This is a genomic window from Mangrovivirga halotolerans, assembly GCF_026241165.1.
Lineage (GTDB): Bacteria > Bacteroidota > Bacteroidia > Cytophagales > Cyclobacteriaceae > Mangrovivirga > Mangrovivirga halotolerans.
The window spans coordinates 179,283-196,899 of sequence record NZ_JAPFQN010000006.1; the positions used below are offsets into that span (position 1 = coordinate 179,283).

General features: G+C 36.2%; 17 protein-coding genes. 13 read left to right on the top strand and 4 right to left on the bottom strand.

All coding sequences use genetic code 11. From position 1 onward, the window contains the following. Positions 1-61: 61 nt before the first annotated feature. The gene (htpG, locus tag OO013_RS11595) at positions 62-1,963 is read right to left on the bottom strand and encodes a molecular chaperone HtpG (protein WP_266056971.1); all 1,902 of its coding nucleotides are present in this window, start codon (positions 1,961-1,963) and stop codon (positions 62-64) included. A 179-nt stretch (positions 1,964-2,142) separates the two neighbouring features. Beyond that, positions 2,143-2,646 (bottom strand): DUF4293 domain-containing protein, encoded by a 504-nt coding sequence (locus OO013_RS11600; protein WP_266056972.1) that lies wholly within the window; start codon positions 2,644-2,646, stop codon positions 2,143-2,145. Between the two features lie 101 nt (positions 2,647-2,747). Between OO013_RS11600 and truA the strand changes: the two genes are divergently transcribed. Together truA and OO013_RS11610 are read left to right on the top strand one after the other, a co-directional pair. After that, positions 2,748-3,518, top strand: a complete 771-nt coding sequence (gene truA, locus OO013_RS11605; protein WP_266056973.1) for a tRNA pseudouridine(38-40) synthase TruA — start codon at positions 2,748-2,750, stop codon at positions 3,516-3,518. Continuing rightward, on the top strand, positions 3,511-5,271 hold the full coding sequence (locus OO013_RS11610) for an ABC transporter ATP-binding protein (protein ID WP_266056974.1): 1,761 nt from the start codon (positions 3,511-3,513) through the stop codon (positions 5,269-5,271). Before truA ends, OO013_RS11610 begins: the two co-directional genes overlap by 8 nt. Before the next feature lie 2 nt (positions 5,272-5,273). Here the strand turns inward: OO013_RS11610 and OO013_RS11615 are convergent, their stop codons facing one another. After that, complete coding sequence (locus OO013_RS11615) at positions 5,274-5,732, bottom strand: hypothetical protein (protein WP_266056975.1); 459 nt, start codon at positions 5,730-5,732, stop codon at positions 5,274-5,276. Positions 5,733-5,918: 186 nt separating this feature from the next. On the opposite strand from OO013_RS11615, the gene OO013_RS11620 reads away from it, so the two are divergent. The 10 genes from OO013_RS11620 (at position 5,919) to rodA (ending at position 16,024) form a co-directional block, all read left to right on the top strand. Further along, on the top strand, positions 5,919-6,587 hold the full coding sequence (locus OO013_RS11620) for a hypothetical protein (protein WP_266056976.1): 669 nt from the start codon (positions 5,919-5,921) through the stop codon (positions 6,585-6,587). 4 nt (positions 6,588-6,591) lie between these two features. Continuing rightward, positions 6,592-7,380, top strand: a complete 789-nt coding sequence (locus OO013_RS11625; protein ID WP_266056977.1) for a Rossmann-like and DUF2520 domain-containing protein — start codon at positions 6,592-6,594, stop codon at positions 7,378-7,380. A gap of 2 nt (positions 7,381-7,382) precedes the next feature. Beyond that, positions 7,383-8,237, top strand: a complete 855-nt coding sequence (locus OO013_RS11630) for a geranylgeranylglycerol-phosphate geranylgeranyltransferase (RefSeq protein WP_266056978.1) — start codon at positions 7,383-7,385, stop codon at positions 8,235-8,237. 35 nt (positions 8,238-8,272) lie between these two features. Beyond that, complete coding sequence (gene purN, locus OO013_RS11635; protein WP_266056979.1) at positions 8,273-8,857, top strand: phosphoribosylglycinamide formyltransferase; 585 nt, start codon at positions 8,273-8,275, stop codon at positions 8,855-8,857. Between the two features lie 31 nt (positions 8,858-8,888). Next, complete coding sequence (gene purH, locus OO013_RS11640; protein WP_266056980.1) at positions 8,889-10,418, top strand: bifunctional phosphoribosylaminoimidazolecarboxamide formyltransferase/IMP cyclohydrolase; 1,530 nt, start codon at positions 8,889-8,891, stop codon at positions 10,416-10,418. 95 nt (positions 10,419-10,513) lie between these two features. Beyond that, a complete protein-coding gene (locus OO013_RS11645) occupies positions 10,514-11,542 on the top strand; it encodes a rod shape-determining protein (RefSeq protein ID WP_266056981.1) in 1,029 nt (342 codons plus the stop codon). 28 nt (positions 11,543-11,570) lie between these two features. Beyond that, complete coding sequence (mreC, locus tag OO013_RS11650) at positions 11,571-12,404, top strand: rod shape-determining protein MreC (RefSeq protein ID WP_266056982.1); 834 nt, start codon at positions 11,571-11,573, stop codon at positions 12,402-12,404. Positions 12,405-12,423: 19 nt separating this feature from the next. Further along, positions 12,424-12,918 carry a Rod shape-determining protein MreD gene (locus tag OO013_RS11655; RefSeq protein ID WP_266056983.1) on the top strand — a complete coding sequence of 165 codons (495 nt, stop codon included), beginning with the start codon at positions 12,424-12,426 and terminating at the stop codon, positions 12,916-12,918. Next, entirely contained in the window at positions 12,918-14,735 is a 1,818-nt protein-coding gene (gene mrdA / locus OO013_RS11660) for a penicillin-binding protein 2 (RefSeq protein ID WP_266056984.1), read from the top strand. Before OO013_RS11655 ends, mrdA begins: the two co-directional genes overlap by 1 nt. Before the next feature lie 2 nt (positions 14,736-14,737). After that, entirely contained in the window at positions 14,738-16,024 is a 1,287-nt protein-coding gene (gene rodA / locus OO013_RS11665) for a rod shape-determining protein RodA (protein ID WP_266056985.1), read from the top strand. Positions 16,025-16,067: 43 nt separating this feature from the next. On the opposite strand, the gene OO013_RS11670 is transcribed toward rodA, so the two are convergent. Then, positions 16,068-17,156: a DUF8457 domain-containing protein gene (locus OO013_RS11670; RefSeq protein ID WP_266056986.1), complete on the bottom strand. Its 1,089-nt coding sequence runs from the start codon at positions 17,154-17,156 to the stop codon at positions 16,068-16,070. Positions 17,157-17,281: 125 nt separating this feature from the next. Here OO013_RS11670 and OO013_RS11675 point away from each other — a divergent pair, with 125 nt between their 5' ends. After that, entirely contained in the window at positions 17,282-17,614 is a 333-nt protein-coding gene (locus OO013_RS11675) for a 2Fe-2S iron-sulfur cluster-binding protein (protein WP_266056987.1), read from the top strand. The last annotated feature ends 3 nt before the right edge of the window (positions 17,615-17,617 follow it).

The following is a 17,617-nucleotide window of genomic DNA, read 5'->3' on the forward strand; positions in this document are numbered from 1 at the left end:
AGGTAAAAAAAAGAGGTCTTGCTTGAATTAGCAAGACCTTCTTTATTTTATTTATTATTAATTATTTAGCAAGGTAGTCAACACTACGCTGAATAAACTTAGTCAATGATTCGCCTTCCAGCATGTTTTGCGAAAGCAAGGCAAGATCAAAAACCTGTTTGGCTAATCCAACTTGCTTATTTTCATCACCTGCATTTAAGATCTTTTCTGCCATAGCATGATTTGCATTGACGGAAACTTCAAACTGATCTGGCATCGCTCCATAAAAGTTCATACCTCCGCCTGTTTTAGCCATATCTTTCATTCTTCTCATGAACTCTGGCAAGGTTACTACCAACGGCATTTCAGATTCATCCATTGGTTCAACTTTTACATTATAGTTTTCGTTACCAATAGCTTTTTCGACTACAGACTTTAATGATTCCTTTTGTTCATCAGATAGCTTAGATTCTTTTTCAGTCCCTTTATCAATCAGTTTATCAACTGTATCTGAATCCACTCGTTTCAAGGTAACATTTTCAAGTTTCTGCTCCAGCATATTGATAAAATGACTATCGATCACTCCATCGAGCTTTAAAACATCATAACCCTTGCTTTTCGCTGTTTCTATATAGGTGTTTTGCTTAGCTGCATCGGTAGAATACAAGAACACGATCTTTTTATCCTTATCAGTTTGCTCAGGCTCAACTGCTGTCTTATATTCTTCGAAGGTGAATTTTTTGTCGTCTACATTAGTCAGTAATGCAAAGTCTTTTGCCCTGTCATAAAATTTATCTTCACTGAGCATTCCATACTTCACAAAGACGCTTATATCATTCCATTTCTTCTCAAATTCTGAACGCTCATTCTTAAAGATCTCTGAAAGTTTTTCAGCTACTTTTTTAGTAATGTAATTATTGATCTTTTTAACGTTGCTGTCAGACTGTAAATAACTTCTGGAAACGTTCAGAGGAATATCCGGCGAATCAATAACACCATGTAACAGCATTAAAAATTCAGGCACAATGTCTTTTACTTCATCTGTAATGAATACCTGGCGGCTGTAAAGCTGGATTTTATTTCTGTTAACATCGATATCGTTTTTGATCTTAGGGAAATATAAAACTCCGGTAAGATTAAACGGATAATCCACGTTAAGATGAATCCAGAATAATGGCTCTTCTGAAAAAGGATACAGCTTTCTGTAGAAGTTTTTGTAATCTTCATCCTTCAGCTCTGAAGGAGGCACAGTCCAGATAGGGTTGGTATCATTGATAATGTTATCAACCTTTACCTCTTTATATTTAGGGTTTCCTTCCTCATCTTTACCATCTTCCATTCGTTCATCTTTCTGACCAAACCTGATTGGAACAGGAAGGAAGCGGCAATATTTCTCAAGGATATTATTTATTCTGGCTTCTTCGAGAAATTCTTCACTTTCACTATTGATGTGGAGAATTATTTTTGTTCCTCTTTCTTTCTTATCAACTGAAGTGATCTCAAACTCAGTACTTCCATCATTTATCCACTTTGCAGGTGCTGCGCCTTCCTGATAAGAAAGAGTTTCGATTTCTACTTTCTCTGCAACCATAAATGATGAATAGAAACCTAAACCGAACTTACCGATGATCTCATTTGCATCCTTAGCATCCTTGAACTTTTCAACGAATTCTGTAGCACCGGAAAATGCAATCTGGTTAATGTATTTCTTAATTTCCTCCGCAGTCATACCTATACCGCGGTCTTCAATGGTTAATGTTTTGGCTTCTTTATTTATACTGATATCAATAGTAAGATCTCCAAGCTCCTCTGTCACTTCACCCAACGAGCTTAATCTTTTTAGCTTCATTGTAGCGTCTACTGCATTTGAAACTAATTCTCTGAGAAAAATCTCATGATCAGAATACAAGAATTTCTTAATAATCGGAAAAATATTTTCCGTGTGGATTGATATCGTTCCTTTTTCTTCTTTCACCGTACTCATATCAAATTTTATTTTAATAATTTATTCAGGTTTTATCAAAAGATATACCGAACACTAAAATGTGACAATAAACTGACAACATGACACTTTTATGGCTGGTCAGTTACCAATCCATTGACAAATGGGCATAAAAAAAGAGCCATCTGATATCAAATGGCTCTTTTTTATGATGTTAAATTTTATCTTAAGCGGTCTACAGAACGTACTAATTTTTCATCTTTCCTGATAAAAATGTTTGCTAAAATATTGCAAATCACTGCACCAGCAGGCAAGAGCAAACTGATGATATAATATGTTCCAGGTACTTCGGGATTGAATAAATTCTTTGCATCAGTCACCAGGAGTAATGGAACTATCAATGAAGCAAGCATCAATAGTGAATTAAAAGCATTCAGTTTCAACTGTGTTAAGCGCTTTTTAAAACTAAATAATGAAAATAAAGCAACTACTGCTGATAAAACAGCTATGCCTGCTACGTACATGATGTTAGTTCGTTCCTTAACCTCTGTAAAAACTATCCCTTGTGAATCAGGCTCAATATTACCGTATTTAATTTCGAATGTACTCATTACTACAGCCTGGTTATTTTCTCTGTCAATCTTTTCCCAGATTGGCATAACAGCATAGGTTCCCATAAAAACTGCTACCAGCAGAAGAAAAATTGTCTGAATTCGTTGAATCATAACTCGATAAATTATTGTTAGACCCTGCAAAAGTAGTTAATTATTTATTTTGGGCTAATATTTTAAACAATTTAGGCAGTTACAACTTAATTTTGCGGCTCATGGAGGCAACAAGGTATCTATTTTGCACTGCTTTTAAAGGCACTGAATATACTGGCTGGCAAACTCAGCCAGACAAACGATCTGTACAGGATGCAATAGAAAAAGTTTTTCATCAGCTTTACGGAGACACTAAGTTATCATTGATGGGAAGTGGACGGACCGACACCGGTGTACATGCCACTAATCAATATTTTCATATAGATCTGCCGGAAAAGTTTGATATAGAAACCTTGATTTTTAAAATGAACCTGATGCTTCCGGGAGATATCCTGATCAAAAGTTGCCAAATTGTAGATGAAAGTTTTCATGCTCGTTTCTCTGCAAAATCCAGAAGCTACATTTATTATATCAGTAAACAAAAAAACCCTTTCAGGCAAAATGAAGTTTATGTCTTTAGCAAAGATCTTGATCTAAACAGAATCAATAAAGCCTGTGATTACTTGATCGGCGAACAAGACTTTAAAAGTTTTTGCAAGAGCCGGACTAATAATCACCACTTTAGGTGTAACGTTACTGAAGCTTTTTGGGTAGAAGGGAACCAAGGATATGAATTTCACGTTAGTGCGAACAGGTTTCTAAAAGGTATGGTAAGAGCATTGACAGGAACGTTGATAAACGTCGGGCTGGGAGACATAGAACCTGAAGATATCATAGAAATAATAAAAAAAAGAGACCGAAAGGCAGCTGGAAGATCAGCTCCCGCAGACGGACTTTATCTTACAGCGGTTGAATACCCTGATTTTAATATAAAAAAGGACAATCTTGAATAAGGAACAAGGAAATAGAAAAATATACGACTACGCAGTTTTAAAAAGACTTCTGTCATTTGCCAAACCATATAAAGGGAAATTTTTCTTGTTGATATTCCTCACGTTAATGGTTTCTATCCTGGGTCCTATCAGACCAGCTATAATAGGATGGACCATTGATAATCCAATTGCTGAGGGCAATTATGAGTTACTGGTTCAGATGATCCTTATCTTGCTTGGACTACTTATTCTACAGTTTATCGCTCAATATTTCCACACCTATCTTTCAGGATGGTTAGGTCAGCATGTGATCAAAGATATCAGAATTCAGCTTTATCGCCATCTGCTGAAACTTAAATTAAAATTTTTCGACCGTACTCCTATAGGCAGGCTGGTAACCAGAAACGTTTCTGATATCGAAACTCTTGCAGACGTATTCAGCCAGGGGTTTGCTGCGATTATCAGTGACCTTTTACAAATAATCATCATCCTTGGAATGATGTTCTGGACAGACTGGAAACTTACCCTGGTTACTCTTTCCACATTTCCTTTGCTAATTATTGCTACATATATATTTAAAGAAAAGGTTAAGTCCTCTTTCAATTCAGTAAGAAATGCTGTTTCAAATCTTAACAGCTTTGTTCAGGAGCATATAACAGGAATGAACATTGTTCAGATCTTTAGTGCTGAAAAGAAAGAGTTCGGTAAATTCAAGGATATTAACAACGAGCATTTACAAGCCAATTTACGATCTGTGCTTTATTACAGCATTTATTTTCCTGTTGCAGAATTTATTCAGGCTACAGGTATTGCCCTTATTATTTGGTATGGCGGTCGTGGTGTGATCTTTGAGCAATTTCAGCCAGGAGTACTAATTTCTTTTATTCTTTACGTAGGAATGTTCTTCCGCCCTGTGCGACTTATTGCAGACCGATTTAATACTCTCCAAATGGGAGTAGTTTCAACTGAGCGAATTATGAAGCTTTTAGACAATAATGATTTCATTACAGATGAAGGAGATTATGTCCCTGAAAAGATCGATGGCAATGTTGAATTTAAAAATGTTTGGTTTGCCTATAATGAGGGTGAAGACGTATTGAAAGACATCAATTTTAAAGTTGCCCACGGGGAAACCTGCGCTCTTGTTGGAGCAACCGGAGCTGGTAAATCATCCATTATCAATCTCCTCAACAGATTTTACGATATTAACGAAGGAAAAATTCTTGTTGATGGAAAAAGTGTCAAAGATTATGACCTGGCTTCACTGAGGGAAAATATTGGTGTTGTAATGCAAGATGTTTTCTTATTTTCGGGCTCCATTAAAGAAAACATCCGATTAGGTAATACGGATATTACTGACAGTCAAATCGAAGAAGCAGCCAAACTGGTTGGCGCAGACAAATTCATAGAAAAATTACCTGGTGGTTTTGATTATGATGTAATGGAAAGAGGAGCCACGCTTTCTGTTGGGCAGCGACAGTTGATCTCATTCGTCAGGGTTATGGTTTATAATCCAAAAATCATTGTATTGGATGAGGCAACCAGTAGTGTGGATACTGAAACAGAAGAGCTCATCCAAAGTGCTATTGAAAAAATGATGAAGGGCAGAACAAGTATCGTAATTGCCCATAGATTATCAACAATCAAGCATGCTGATAAAATCATCGTTCTTGATAAGGGTGAAATAAAAGAAGTAGGAAATCACGACGAACTCTTAAGTAAAGACGGCTTTTATACGCAGCTTCATAAAATGCAGTATAAGGAGGTTGTTTAAGCCTATTTTTTTATAACCAGGTCAGCTTTGTTAATTTTTAAGGTTGGGTTTTCAGAGGAAATTAATACCCCTTCGAAAGTATAACTGCCATCTTCATCAATCCTAAGAGATGTGTTTTTGCCAAAAAAACTCCATTCAGTCCCTTTGTTAATAGTTTTCCTGACCTCTCCAAGAGTAGTATTCTTATCAAAAGGATCTATTTCTAATTGGCGATACTCTTCATCATTTTTATAGATCTTTACACCAAACCTGAGCTGAACAACTCCTTCAAACTCCAAATCCATATCAGACCAGACCTCTATTTCATCACCTTTTTTCAAACGAACACTTGCTTTCCAAACTCTAAGATCATTTTCATTACTTACTTTATCAATTTTTAACCGGGCGATTTCATTACCTGTGAGCGCATTACAGGCAGTGATTAAAACTGAAATTAATACCATTGTTAAAAATCTTCTCATTGGTTCTGGTTCTGATATAATTTTCTATTAAGTGAAAGCGAAAATATGAATTGTTAATCAAAAAATGAATTCACATAATCTTTAGAAGATAAGTCTGGTTTAAAGATTATTCCACGTCAATCCTTACATATACCTTTTGAAGAGCTGCCAAACTGTTATATTTACTTTACCAAACCAGCTATTTTTATGAAAGGAAAGATATTTTTAGTTCTTAGCCTTATTTTTTTCATGTCTTCGTTACAAAAAGCCTACGGGCAAAAAATGAGACATAATAAAAGGCAACAGGATGTATTATTGTGTCCGATCAAATACAAAAGGAAATTATTTACCCATTCCCTGGGAGCAAGGATTGGAGAACCCTGGGGTCTAAGTTATAAATTATCATTCAAGCAGAAAATTGCTGCAGAAATCGTAGCAGGTGTTGGGTTTTCAGGATTGTTTGATCCTTATCTGGAAAACCAGTTTTATCAACAAGACTTTGTAAAAGAATTAAACTCACCAAAGTATCTTGACCATTCCGGAAATATATATGCCTTGCTTACACGAATCATGTACCAGGGAAGAATCAGTAAGGATTATACAGCTGACTGGTATGCAGGCATTGGTTTTTCGTTCAGAAGATTTGAGACCAAATACCTTTATGACTACCAGACTCCGGAAGGTCAAACATCTGAGCCTTCATCCCGAAATACAGAAGTGACATTCAGAAGTCCGGATATATTTGCCGGTTTTGAATACAGCCATCCCAAAACTCCAGTATCAGCATTTGCAGAAGTGGGCTTGTTTGTTAATTTTGGAGGAGCTGATGCTGCACCTGACTTTCAGGGAGGCATGGGAATCAGATATACGCTCTAATTAAATGTTCGGAACAAAGCATTTTAACATTTGTCTTGTAGGAACAGGTAATGTTTCACAAGCCCTTTCTACTGTTTTAGAAGAAAAGGGACATACAGTTTCAGCTGTGTACAGCAGGCAGTATGAACGTGCAGCAAACATAACGAGATCTCTGTATGAGGCCGAACCTGTTACTGAACCAGATTTCAGGTCATATAACCCCGATTTAGTTATAATCGCTGTAAAAGACGATGCGATTGAAGAAGTTGCTCAGTCTATCGTTATTCCTGATGATACAATAATTGTTCATACAAGTGGGGTGAAATCTTTTGAAGAATTGAGACCTCATTCAAATATCGGTGTTTTTTATCCTTTACAGACTTTTCTTAAAGAAAATCCTCCTCATTGGAATAGCACTCCTTTTCTGGTTGAATCTGATGATCCTCAAATTGTAAAAGCTTTACTTTCTTTAGGTAAAAACATTGGCGGATCAGCCGAAGAAATGAGTTCTGAAAAAAGAGCAAAGCTACATGTGGCAGCTGTATTTGCATCTAATTTCACCAATCACATGGTAAGATTAAGTAAAGAACTGGCATTAAAAGGAAAGTTAAATTTTAATCTTTTAAAGCCTTTGATAAACCAAACTATAGAAAATAGCCTTTCACTGGGCCCTGAAAAAGCTCAAACAGGCCCGGCCAAAAGAGGAGATCTGCAAACTCTGGACAAACATCTTGAATCACTTGATTTTGATGAGGAGATAGCTGAAATATACAAAGTCATCAGTCAACACATTCTTGACACCTATTCTTCCTGAAAATGTCCGTAGCTACAAAATTTTTAGCCTTTATTAAAGTTACCCGGTGGCCAAATTTGCTGATAATTGTGCTTGGTCAATATCTCACGGCAATATTCCTGATCGAATACAGCGATTGGCAAAGCATTCTTTTTAGTCCAAGGATGGCAGCACTTTCAATCTCCACAGTTATCCTTGCTGCATCAGGTTACCTGATAAACGATTACTATGATATTAAAATTGACTACGTAAATAAACCTCAGGAAGTAGTAATCGGAAAGTATATAAAGAGAAGGCACGCCATGCTAGCCCACACCACATTAAACTTTCTTGGCATCTCCATCGGACTCCTGATCAATTATAAAGTAGGTTTAATAAATGTTCTCGCAGCATATTTACTGTGGCTTTATAGTAACCGCTTAAAAAGACTTCCTTTCTGGGGAAATTTCTCAGTAGCTATGCTGACGGCATTAAGCATCTTTAGTGTCTATCTTGTATTTCCTCAAAATATAGAAAAGGTTCTTCTTTATAGTTATTTTGCCTTTACACTTACCTTGATCCGTGAAGTAATTAAAGACATGGAAGATATCAAGGGTGATGAAGAATATGGATGCAGGACTATTCCGATAGTATTGGGATTAAGAAAAACAAAAAGGATTCTCTATGGAATCATTATTTTTTTCACTTTCAGCTGCGTTTATGTCTGTTTGATTTATAATTTGAAATCACTTGGAATATTTTTCACTATATTGAGTTTACCGTGGATATTTTTTATTTATCAAATTTATCGTGCGGACACTAAACGATCATATAAAAAATTAAGCACAACCGCTAAGCTGATCATGCTTCTCGGATTAGTCAGTATGACAATGCTTTAATATATTTGCAAAAGAATTTTCAAATAAATTCAGTATTGAAAACCAGGAAAAAAAAAATAGCAATATTTGCATCGGGATCCGGAACAAATGCCAAAGCAATAATTGATCATTTTAAAGATTCCAAAGAAATCGAAGTTGCACTTGTCCTCACCAATAAGCCTGATGCAGGAGTAATAGATTACGCTGTAGAAAATAATATTTCTCACCTGGTATTTAACAGAGAATCTTTATATGAAAGCAATGAGCTAATAATTTTAATGCAAAGTGAAGGCATTGATCTGATTGTCCTTGCAGGATTTCTCTGGCTAATTCCGGAATCAATGGTAAAAGATTTCCCTGGAAAGATCATCAATATACACCCTGCTTTGCTACCAAAATACGGAGGCAAAGGAATGTATGGCAAAAAAGTTCATGAAGCTGTAATTGAAGCAGGTGAAAAAGAAAGTGGCCTTACTATTCATTATGTGAATAATAAATATGATGAAGGGAACATAATTTTTCAGGCGAAAGTAAAAGTAGATCCCAAAGACACCCCTGAAACACTGGCTCAGAAAGTTCTTCAACAGGAACATAAACATTATAAAAAGGTAATAGAAAAAATATTAACTGATAAAGCATAACCACTAAAACGCTAAAAACAACAATCACATCATGTCTGACATTAAAATCTCTTCAGCATTAATTTCAGTTTTTTACAAAGACGGGTTAGCCCCAATAGTAAAAAAGCTTCATGAAGAAGGAGTAACTATCTATTCTACCGGTGGAACTCAAAAATTTATCGAAGATCTCGATATCCCTGTAGTTCCGGTGGAAGACCTCACTTCTTACCCTTCAATTTTCGGCGGAAGGGTAAAGACGCTTCATCCAAAAGTGTTTGGCGGAATTCTTCAACGACGTGATGATGATAATGACAAAAAGCAAGCTGAGGAATATAATATTCCATCTATAGACCTTGTGATCGTGGACCTTTATCCGTTTGAAGAAACTGTAGCAAGTGGAGCTGGCGAACAGGATATTATAGAGAAAATTGATATTGGAGGCATTTCGCTCATAAGAGCTGCTGCAAAAAACTTTAAAGATGTATGGATAGTATCATCTCGAAATCAATATGAAGATGTATTATCCGTTCTTGAAAATGGTAAGGGTAGTACTGACATCAGTACGAGGAAAAAATATGCTGCAGAAGCATTCCATATTAGCTCGCATTATGATAGCGCGATCTTTAATTATTTCAATGAAGAAAACAATGTCGAAGCTTTCAAAGCTAGCTACAGTGAAGGGAAAACATTGAGATATGGAGAAAATCCACACCAGGAAGCTGCTTTTTACGGTCCTTTAACAGATCTTTTAAACCAACTACATGGTAAGGAACTCAGCTACAACAACCTGGTAGATATAGATGCTGCTATTAATTTGATCGAAGAATTTGATGATAGCGATACTGCTTTTGCAATTCTTAAACATACTAATGCATGCGGGTGTGCCACAGGAGCTACTGTGAAGGATGCTTATTTAAGAGCTTTCGAAGCTGACACTATTTCTGCTTTTGGTGGTATACTCATTACTAATAAGCCGGTGGATAAAGATGCTGCTGAAGAAATTACAAAATTATTTTGCGAAGTATTGATAGCACCTTCTTTTGACGAAGATGCTTTGGAGATTCTAAAGACAAAGAAAAACAGAATTTTACTCGAAAAGAAAGCGAACCTTACAGATAAAAAACAGTTCAAATCACTTCTTAACGGTGTTATTGTACAAGACAGAGACCTTAAGACAGATCAAAAAACTGATTTCGAAACGGTAACAAAAAAATCTGCCACTGAAGCAGAAATTTCTGACCTTGTTTTTGCTTCTAAAGTTTGTAAGCATACTAAATCAAATACAATTATTCTTGCTCGTGGAAATCAACTTTTAGCTAGTGGAGTAGGCCAAACATCACGTGTAGATGCTCTTAAACAGGCAATTGAAAAAGCTAAGCAGTTCGGCTTTGAGCTCGGAGGAGCGGTAATGGCATCCGATGCATTCTTTCCTTTCCCGGATTGTGTTGAAATAGCTGATCAGGCAGGAATTACAGCGGTCGTACAGCCAGGTGGATCAATTAAAGATAAAGATTCTATCGATTACTGTGATAGTCATAACATGGCAATGGTCTTTACCGGCACCAGACACTTTAAACATTAATCTTACAATGTTTCCTTTGAAAAATAAGATATTTGTATATTGCAACTTTCTAAAGGAAAGAAAGACTTATTTAAAAGCCTAATTTAATTCACAGCATGGGATTGTTTGACATTTTTTCAAGCGACATAGCAATTGACCTCGGAACAGCTAACACCCTTATTATTCAAAGGGACAAAATAGCTGTTGATGAGCCAAGCATTATCGCTATTGATAAAGCAACTAATAAAGTACTTGCAATTGGCCGCCAAGCCATGCAAATGCATGAAAAAACTCACGAGAGTATAAAAACCATTCGTCCACTTAAAGATGGTGTAATTGCAGACTTCCATGCTGCTGAGCACATGATCAGAGGCATGATCAAAATGATCGATGGTAGCAAACGAAGCTTTCTCCCTCAATCACACAGGATGGTGATCTGTATTCCATCAGGAATTACTGAGGTTGAAAAGCGTGCTGTTCGTGACTCAGCTGAGCATGCTGGTGCTAAAGAAGTATATATGATTCATGAGCCTATCGCGGCGGCAATTGGTATTGGTATCGATATCGAACAGCCAGTCGGTTCAATGATTGTAGATATTGGAGGTGGTACCACAGAAATCGCAGTTATTGCACTCTCAGGCATCGTTTGTGATCAATCAATACGTGTTGCTGGTGATTCATTTAACAAAGACATTCTCGATTACATGAGAAGGCAGCATAACTTACTTATCGGTGAACGTTCTGCAGAAAAAGTTAAGATAGAAGTAGGTGCGGCGATGACTGAGCTTGATGATCCTCCTGAAGAATATGAGATCAGAGGACGTGATTTAATGACGGGTATCCCTAAAGTTATAAAAGTATCTTACAGTGAAATTGCGTTTGCACTTGACAAGTCTGTTTCTAAAATAGAAGAAGCTGTTCTTAAAGCATTGGAGATATCTCCACCAGAACTTTCTGCAGATATCTATGACAGGGGTATTCACTTAACTGGTGGTGGTGCATTACTTAGAGGTCTTGATAAGAGGCTTGCTCTTAAGACCAAGCTTCCTGTACATATTGCGGATGACCCGTTAAGAGCGGTCGTAAGAGGAACAGGACTGGCCCTTAAGAATCTCAATACATTCAAAAACGTTTTATTGACCTGATTTTTTAATTTAAGACTGACCGGAAGGTATGCAGCAGTTGTTTTTATTTCTAATCCGGTTTAGAGCTTTCTTTGTTTTTGCAGCATTGGAAATTCTATGCTTCTTTTTGATAGTGAATAATAACAGCTATCAGTCAGCAGTATTTTTTAATTCCTCATCTGCACTGGCAGGAAGGGTGGCCGAATACACCCAAAATGTTAATGACTATTTTACTTTGAAAAAGGTCAATGAAGAGCTCGCCAGAGAAAATGCTTTATTAAAAAGACAACTGATTAAGTATTCAGATAAGATCCATAGTGACAGTGTTGAAAATCTATTGGTTTTTGATAGAAAATTTGAAACTATGGCTGCTGAAGTAGTTGATAATTCAGTCAATAGGTTCACCAATTACATTACTCTGGACAAAGGTTCAGATCACGGTATAACTCCTGAAATGGCAGTAATTGGTACGGATGGTGTTGTTGGAAAAGTTATGCACGTTTCCGATCAATATAGCGTTGTTAAATCTGTTCTGCATACCGGAACCAATATCTCTTCTACAATAAGCAGGTTTGGAAATTTTTGTACCCTTACATGGGATGGCAAATCACCGAAATACGGAAAAATATTATATGTGCCCAGACACTATGATATTCAGCAGGGAGATTCAGTTTTCACAAGTGGATACAATTCTATTTTTCCTAATGACATCCTGATAGGAACAATCTCTGAATACTCCATTGATGAAGGAGATATTTTCTATGACATAACTGTAGAGTTAAGCACTGACTTCCAGGCGCTTTCATATGTTTTTGTTGTAAAAAGCTTTAAAAAGCAAGAATTAGACAGTCTTCAACAAGTAACTATACCAAATGAGGAGTGATAGTAACCTAAAATATATTTTGGGATCATTACTAATTATTTTGATCCAGATAACCATATTGAAGAATATTGTTCTCTTTGATGTTGCTTTTTGCTTTTTATATGTAGCGATATTATTAAATATTCCTTTTACTGTAGGAAGAGTCTGGCAACTGGTGATTGGGTTTTTAGTAGGACTGCTTATTGATGTTTTCTACAATAGCATCGGCATCCATGCTTCGGCGTGTTTGTTATTAACCTTTGTAAGACCTATATATCTCCAATATAATTTCCCCAGGACTCCAGATCCAATTAATATCCCAAATGTGAAAAACACAGGATTCAGTTGGTACCTCGGTTATTCTTTCTTTCTTGTTTTCTTACACCAGTGCGTAATCTTCTTTGTAGAGGCTTCCAACAAATCACTTTTCTTCTTAACTTTATATAAAGTTTTCGCCAGTACTATTTTTACGGTACTTGTTATTCTAATTGTACAATATTTAACCGTTAGTGGAAGAAAAGAGAGGCTACTGTAATGTTTAAAGAGAGAAAGGTAATCATTCAGTCAGTGGTGATTTTTGTAGGAATTATTCTTCTGACGAGACTCTTTCATTTACAAATCATTGACGAAACATCCAGGCTTGCTGCTGATAATAACAGTAGAAGAAAGTTTGTTGAATACCCCTATCGAGGTCTTATCTATGATCGGAATGGGGAAATAATCGTTTACAACAAACCTGTTTACGATATAATGGTGGTGCCCAGTGAAGTCGATATGGAAGACACCACTAAATTTTGTTCACTTCTTGATATAGATAAGCAAAATTTTATTGAAAGAATGTCTGAAGCAAAGCATTACAGCTATGTAAAGCCTTCGGTATTCTATTCCCAAATGTCTAATGAAGAATTTGCAAGAATTCAGGATAGATTTTCAGAATATAGCGGGTTTTATGTAACCCCTAAAACTAACAGGTATTATCCATATAGTGGAATGGCGAATGCTCTTGGCTATATAGGTGAAGTGACTCCCGGAATTCTAAAAAGAGACACTACCAGTTATTACAAAAGTGGAGACTTAATCGGTATCAGTGGACTTGAATCTAAATATGAAGATGCCCTGAGAGGAAAAAGAGGTGTTTCATATAAAATGATCAATGTACACGGTGTGGTAAAAGGTAAATACAAAGAAGGCAAATCAGATACTATCCCTGAACCGGGTTTAAACATTACCACAACTATTGATAGTGAATTGCAGAAATATGGAGAAAAGTTGATGGATGGAAAGATTGGTAGTGTGGTTGCAATTGAACCCGCAACCGGTGAAATTCTATCGATTGTTTCGGCTCCTTCATATAATCCTAACCTGCTTACTGGTAGAGAATTCAGTAAGAACTATTCTTTAATCAATTCTGATACTACAAAACCTTTATATAACCGTCCTATTCAAGCTGACCAGTATCCTCCTGGATCAATTTTTAAAATGATCCAGGCTTTAATAGCACTGGAAGAGGGAGTAATCTCTCCTCAAACTAGAGTAGTTTGTAACAGAAGCATTATTAACTGCCACGGACCTCACAGCTATGAAGACTTAAGAGGCGCAATTAAGCATTCATGTAACCCTTACTTTTATGAAACTTTTAAAAGAATTATTCAACAAGGGGAGGTGAATTCTTTCAATGCAGACGCAGCAGTTGGACTGGAAGGGTGGATCGAACATCTTAAGACTTTTGGATTAGGACAAAGACTTGGTATCGATTTGCCAAACGAACGAACTGGAGTTGTTCCCACTGTTAGTCTTTATAACAGAATATACGGGGAAGGGTCCTGGAACTTTTTTACAGTTTACTCTCTTTCTATTGGACAGGGTGAGTTAGGAGTTTCTCCTTTACAAATGGCAAATTTGTCGGCAATCATCGCAAACAGAGGCTTTTATATTACTCCTCACCTGGTTAAAGAAATAGGTGGATCCAGAGAATTAGTACCAGAAAAATATAAAAAGAAAAATTATACTTCTGTTTCTCCAGATAAATATGGCGTTGTAGTAGATGCCATGGATGCCGTTGTTAATAGTGGTTGGTCGGGTACTGGCGCAAGAGCTCATATTGACGACATTGTAGTATGCGGAAAGACCGGTACAGCTCAAAATCCACATGGTGAAGACCACTCTGTATTTATCGCTTTTGCTCCAAAGGATAATCCAAAGATCGCTGTTTCGGTTTATGTAGAAAATGCCGGTCAGGGAGCACGAGCAGCAGCTTCGATCGCAGGATTAATGATAGAAAAATACCTTAAAGGTGAAATAGAAAGAAAGCATATTGAAGATTACGCTCTTGAAGGCGACTTTATTTATTAAGAATGAGAGAAAGAACAGATATATTTGCCAACGTAGACTGGATCACCATAATCCTTTACTTTGCCCTTGTCCTGTTCGGGTGGTTTAATATTTATGCGGCGGTTTACGATGCTTCTGCTAATCAAAGTATTTTTGATCTAAACCTGAACTCAGGAAAGCAGTTAATATGGATTGGTGCCTCTGTTATTACTATTATAATTATCTTTTTTGCTGATTTCAGATTGATAGATTCCCTGGCTTATATAGCTTTTGGTGTTGTTTTATTATTACTAATTGCAGTTTTATTTTTCGGAAGGGAAGTGGCCGGCTCTACTTCCTGGTTTGAAATCGGTAGTTTCAGATTTCAGCCTTCAGAATTCGCAAAATTTGTTACAGCATTAGCTTTGGCTAAATATTTGGGAGACCCACAGGCAAAACTAGACCGAATACCAGATCTTTTAGGTGTTTGTGCTATTCTCTTTTTACCAGTTGCTTTGATCCTTCTTCAAGGCGATGCGGGAACAGCAATGGTGTTTAGTATCTTTATTCTGGTACTATTTAGAGAAGGATTATCTCCAATTCCACTTATCCTTGGTGTACTTGGGGCAATTGTGTTCTTGTTAGCAATTTACCTTACTCAAATAGTAGAATTAAGTCCAACATGGATTTATACTACTATTATAATCATTGGGATAATAGCCACAATAATAAATCGAAAAAAAAGATCAAAACTCATAACTTCTATCCTTATCACCTTAGCCATCTGTGGTGTTGTACGCAGTGTCGATTTTGTTTTCGAAGATGTTTTAAAACCCCACCAACAGACGCGTATACTAGTACTTTTTAATCCAGATCTTGATCCTCAAGGAGCAGGGTATAATGTTAATCAGTCCAAAATTGCGATTGGTTCTGGAGGTTTTGATGGAAAAGGATTTTTAGAAGGTACACAAACAAAATATGACTATGTTCCTGAACAAAGCACAGACTTCATTTTCTGTACTATCGGTGAAGAACATGGGTATATTGGTTCATTTATCGTAATAGTTTTATTTAGTGCTCTTATCCTTAGAGTCATTCAATTAGCTGAAAGACAAAAAATGAGGTTTAGCCGGGTATATGGTTACTGTGTTGCAATGATCCTCTTCTTCCACTTTTCGATCAACTTGAGTATGACGATTGGTCTTTTCCCTGTGATTGGTATACCACTCCCATTTTTTAGCTACGGAGGTTCATCTCTTATTGCCTTTACTGTATTACTATTTACAATGGTAAAACTGGACTCACATAGAATGCAAGTCCTTTCTCACTGATAGTATTAAGATTAATCTGGATTATTAAATCAAGACAGGACTATTAATCAGGGAATCTGCGATTGACCATATGCATGAATTCACTTACTTCATATGAATCCATGTTCCAATGGTTATTTGGAGCAAATTCCTTTTCTATCAGACTGATAACCTCATTGTATTCAGAGCAACTATCTAACTTTTCTATTGCCTGATCGAACATTTGGGGATCTCCGCCAAATAACTCTCTGGTAAACATATATCTTTGATTGAGTGAGAGTCCTTTTTTAATAGAGTTCAAATTTTGATCAGCCAGAGTCTTTACTTTTCCTCTTTCAGAAGCCACTTTATCATTTAAAGTTTCATAATCAGACTGGAATTTGTCTACTATAGGTTTTGGTTTTTCTGATTCCCCCTCTTCAACATTTTCACTAATTGTTTCATCAGTAGTCTTCAAACTAATTTCACTATCAACTACTTTTTCTTCATGAATTGGATCAGCATTATAATCCCCTCGGCTTTCTGAATAAAGCTTGTCTTCTTCTATAGGTTGATATTCTCCGAGGTCTTCGATTATATGGTCTATTGAATCAGGCTCATGACCACTTTCTTCGCATACCCTATTAAACTCAGATTCAAGATAATCAGCAGTAAATTCCTCTTCTGTGGAATTTTTTAAACTTTCTATTAATGAATCCCATAGCTTTTTATTAATGGTCAGATATTTCCCCTTTTCTTCAAGGGTTTTCAAATTTAAAGGAGCTGACTGCTTAAATTCAGTTATGAAATAATCATACGGAGAATACATTAGCATCAAAGTATCTTTTACAGATGCTTTAACCAATGGCTCAAGGTCATCCTCAGCAATTAAAATATGATTTGAGACTTTATTCTTAAAAGCTATCAATGCTTCTTTAACCTCCGGGTGATCATAATTAAAATAAGGACTGGCAGTGATTTTCTTCATTTCCTTTTTCCAATTCTGGAAAAGATATTTAATCACGAAATAATTAACCTGCCTGACAGAAGTAAGCTTTTTAATTTCAGAACCAGAGACTTTCTCTATTTCTGAAAAAGTAGCTGCACAAATCTGACGTGCTACATTGCTTGCAAAATTATTCAGGTAATATTCGTTTAAAGCAGGTGAAGACATAATCCTTAGTTTTATTCCAAAAATCAATACCAAAAAAGTATCCTTAAGCAATGTTAAAATTTATTTCTATTTTAACGAACAATTTGTAAGGTTATTGATTAATCTGTTAGATCAATTTACGGATAATGAAAAATGTAATTGTAATTACAAGCCTAAAAGATAGATCTATCATTTTTTCAGATAACAACGATTCATTCCTCGACATTTTTAAAAAGGAAAATATTCAATGGATGAACATCTGCGGAGGAAAAGGTAAATGTACAACCTGTAGAATGTTGGTGATAAATGGTAGTGAGAACATTTCAAAACCTACGGAGGTAGAGAAGAGATTTCTTTTTTTAAATAGATTAAAGCCGGGAGAAAGGCTTGCATGTCAGGCTAAACCAATAAAAGGGAATATAGAAATAAAAACACCTCAAGATTATAAACTTCCACATATTAATTATTCCGATGATTAGCTT

Bases quoted from the DNA above. Each gene is read 5' to 3' on its own strand.
- htpG (WP_266056971.1), bottom strand. From the start codon at position 1,963: ATGAGTACGGTGAAAGAAGAAAAAGGAACGATATCAATCCACACGGAA.
- OO013_RS11600 (WP_266056972.1), bottom strand. From the start codon at position 2,646: ATGATTCAACGAATTCAGACAATTTTTCTTCTGCTGGTAGCAGTTTTT.
- truA (WP_266056973.1), top strand. From the start codon at position 2,748: ATGGAGGCAACAAGGTATCTATTTTGCACTGCTTTTAAAGGCACTGAA.
- OO013_RS11615 (WP_266056975.1), bottom strand. From the start codon at position 5,732: ATGAGAAGATTTTTAACAATGGTATTAATTTCAGTTTTAATCACTGCC.
- OO013_RS11620 (WP_266056976.1), top strand. From the start codon at position 5,919: ATGAAAGGAAAGATATTTTTAGTTCTTAGCCTTATTTTTTTCATGTCT.
- OO013_RS11625 (WP_266056977.1), top strand. From the start codon at position 6,592: ATGTTCGGAACAAAGCATTTTAACATTTGTCTTGTAGGAACAGGTAAT.
- OO013_RS11630 (WP_266056978.1), top strand. From the start codon at position 7,383: ATGTCCGTAGCTACAAAATTTTTAGCCTTTATTAAAGTTACCCGGTGG.
- purH (WP_266056980.1), top strand. From the start codon at position 8,889: ATGTCTGACATTAAAATCTCTTCAGCATTAATTTCAGTTTTTTACAAA.
- OO013_RS11645 (WP_266056981.1), top strand. From the start codon at position 10,514: ATGGGATTGTTTGACATTTTTTCAAGCGACATAGCAATTGACCTCGGA.
- mreC (WP_266056982.1), top strand. From the start codon at position 11,571: ATGCAGCAGTTGTTTTTATTTCTAATCCGGTTTAGAGCTTTCTTTGTT.
- mrdA (WP_266056984.1), top strand. From the start codon at position 12,918: ATGTTTAAAGAGAGAAAGGTAATCATTCAGTCAGTGGTGATTTTTGTA.
- rodA (WP_266056985.1), top strand. From the start codon at position 14,738: ATGAGAGAAAGAACAGATATATTTGCCAACGTAGACTGGATCACCATA.
- OO013_RS11670 (WP_266056986.1), bottom strand. From the start codon at position 17,156: ATGTCTTCACCTGCTTTAAACGAATATTACCTGAATAATTTTGCAAGC.
- OO013_RS11675 (WP_266056987.1), top strand. From the start codon at position 17,282: ATGAAAAATGTAATTGTAATTACAAGCCTAAAAGATAGATCTATCATT.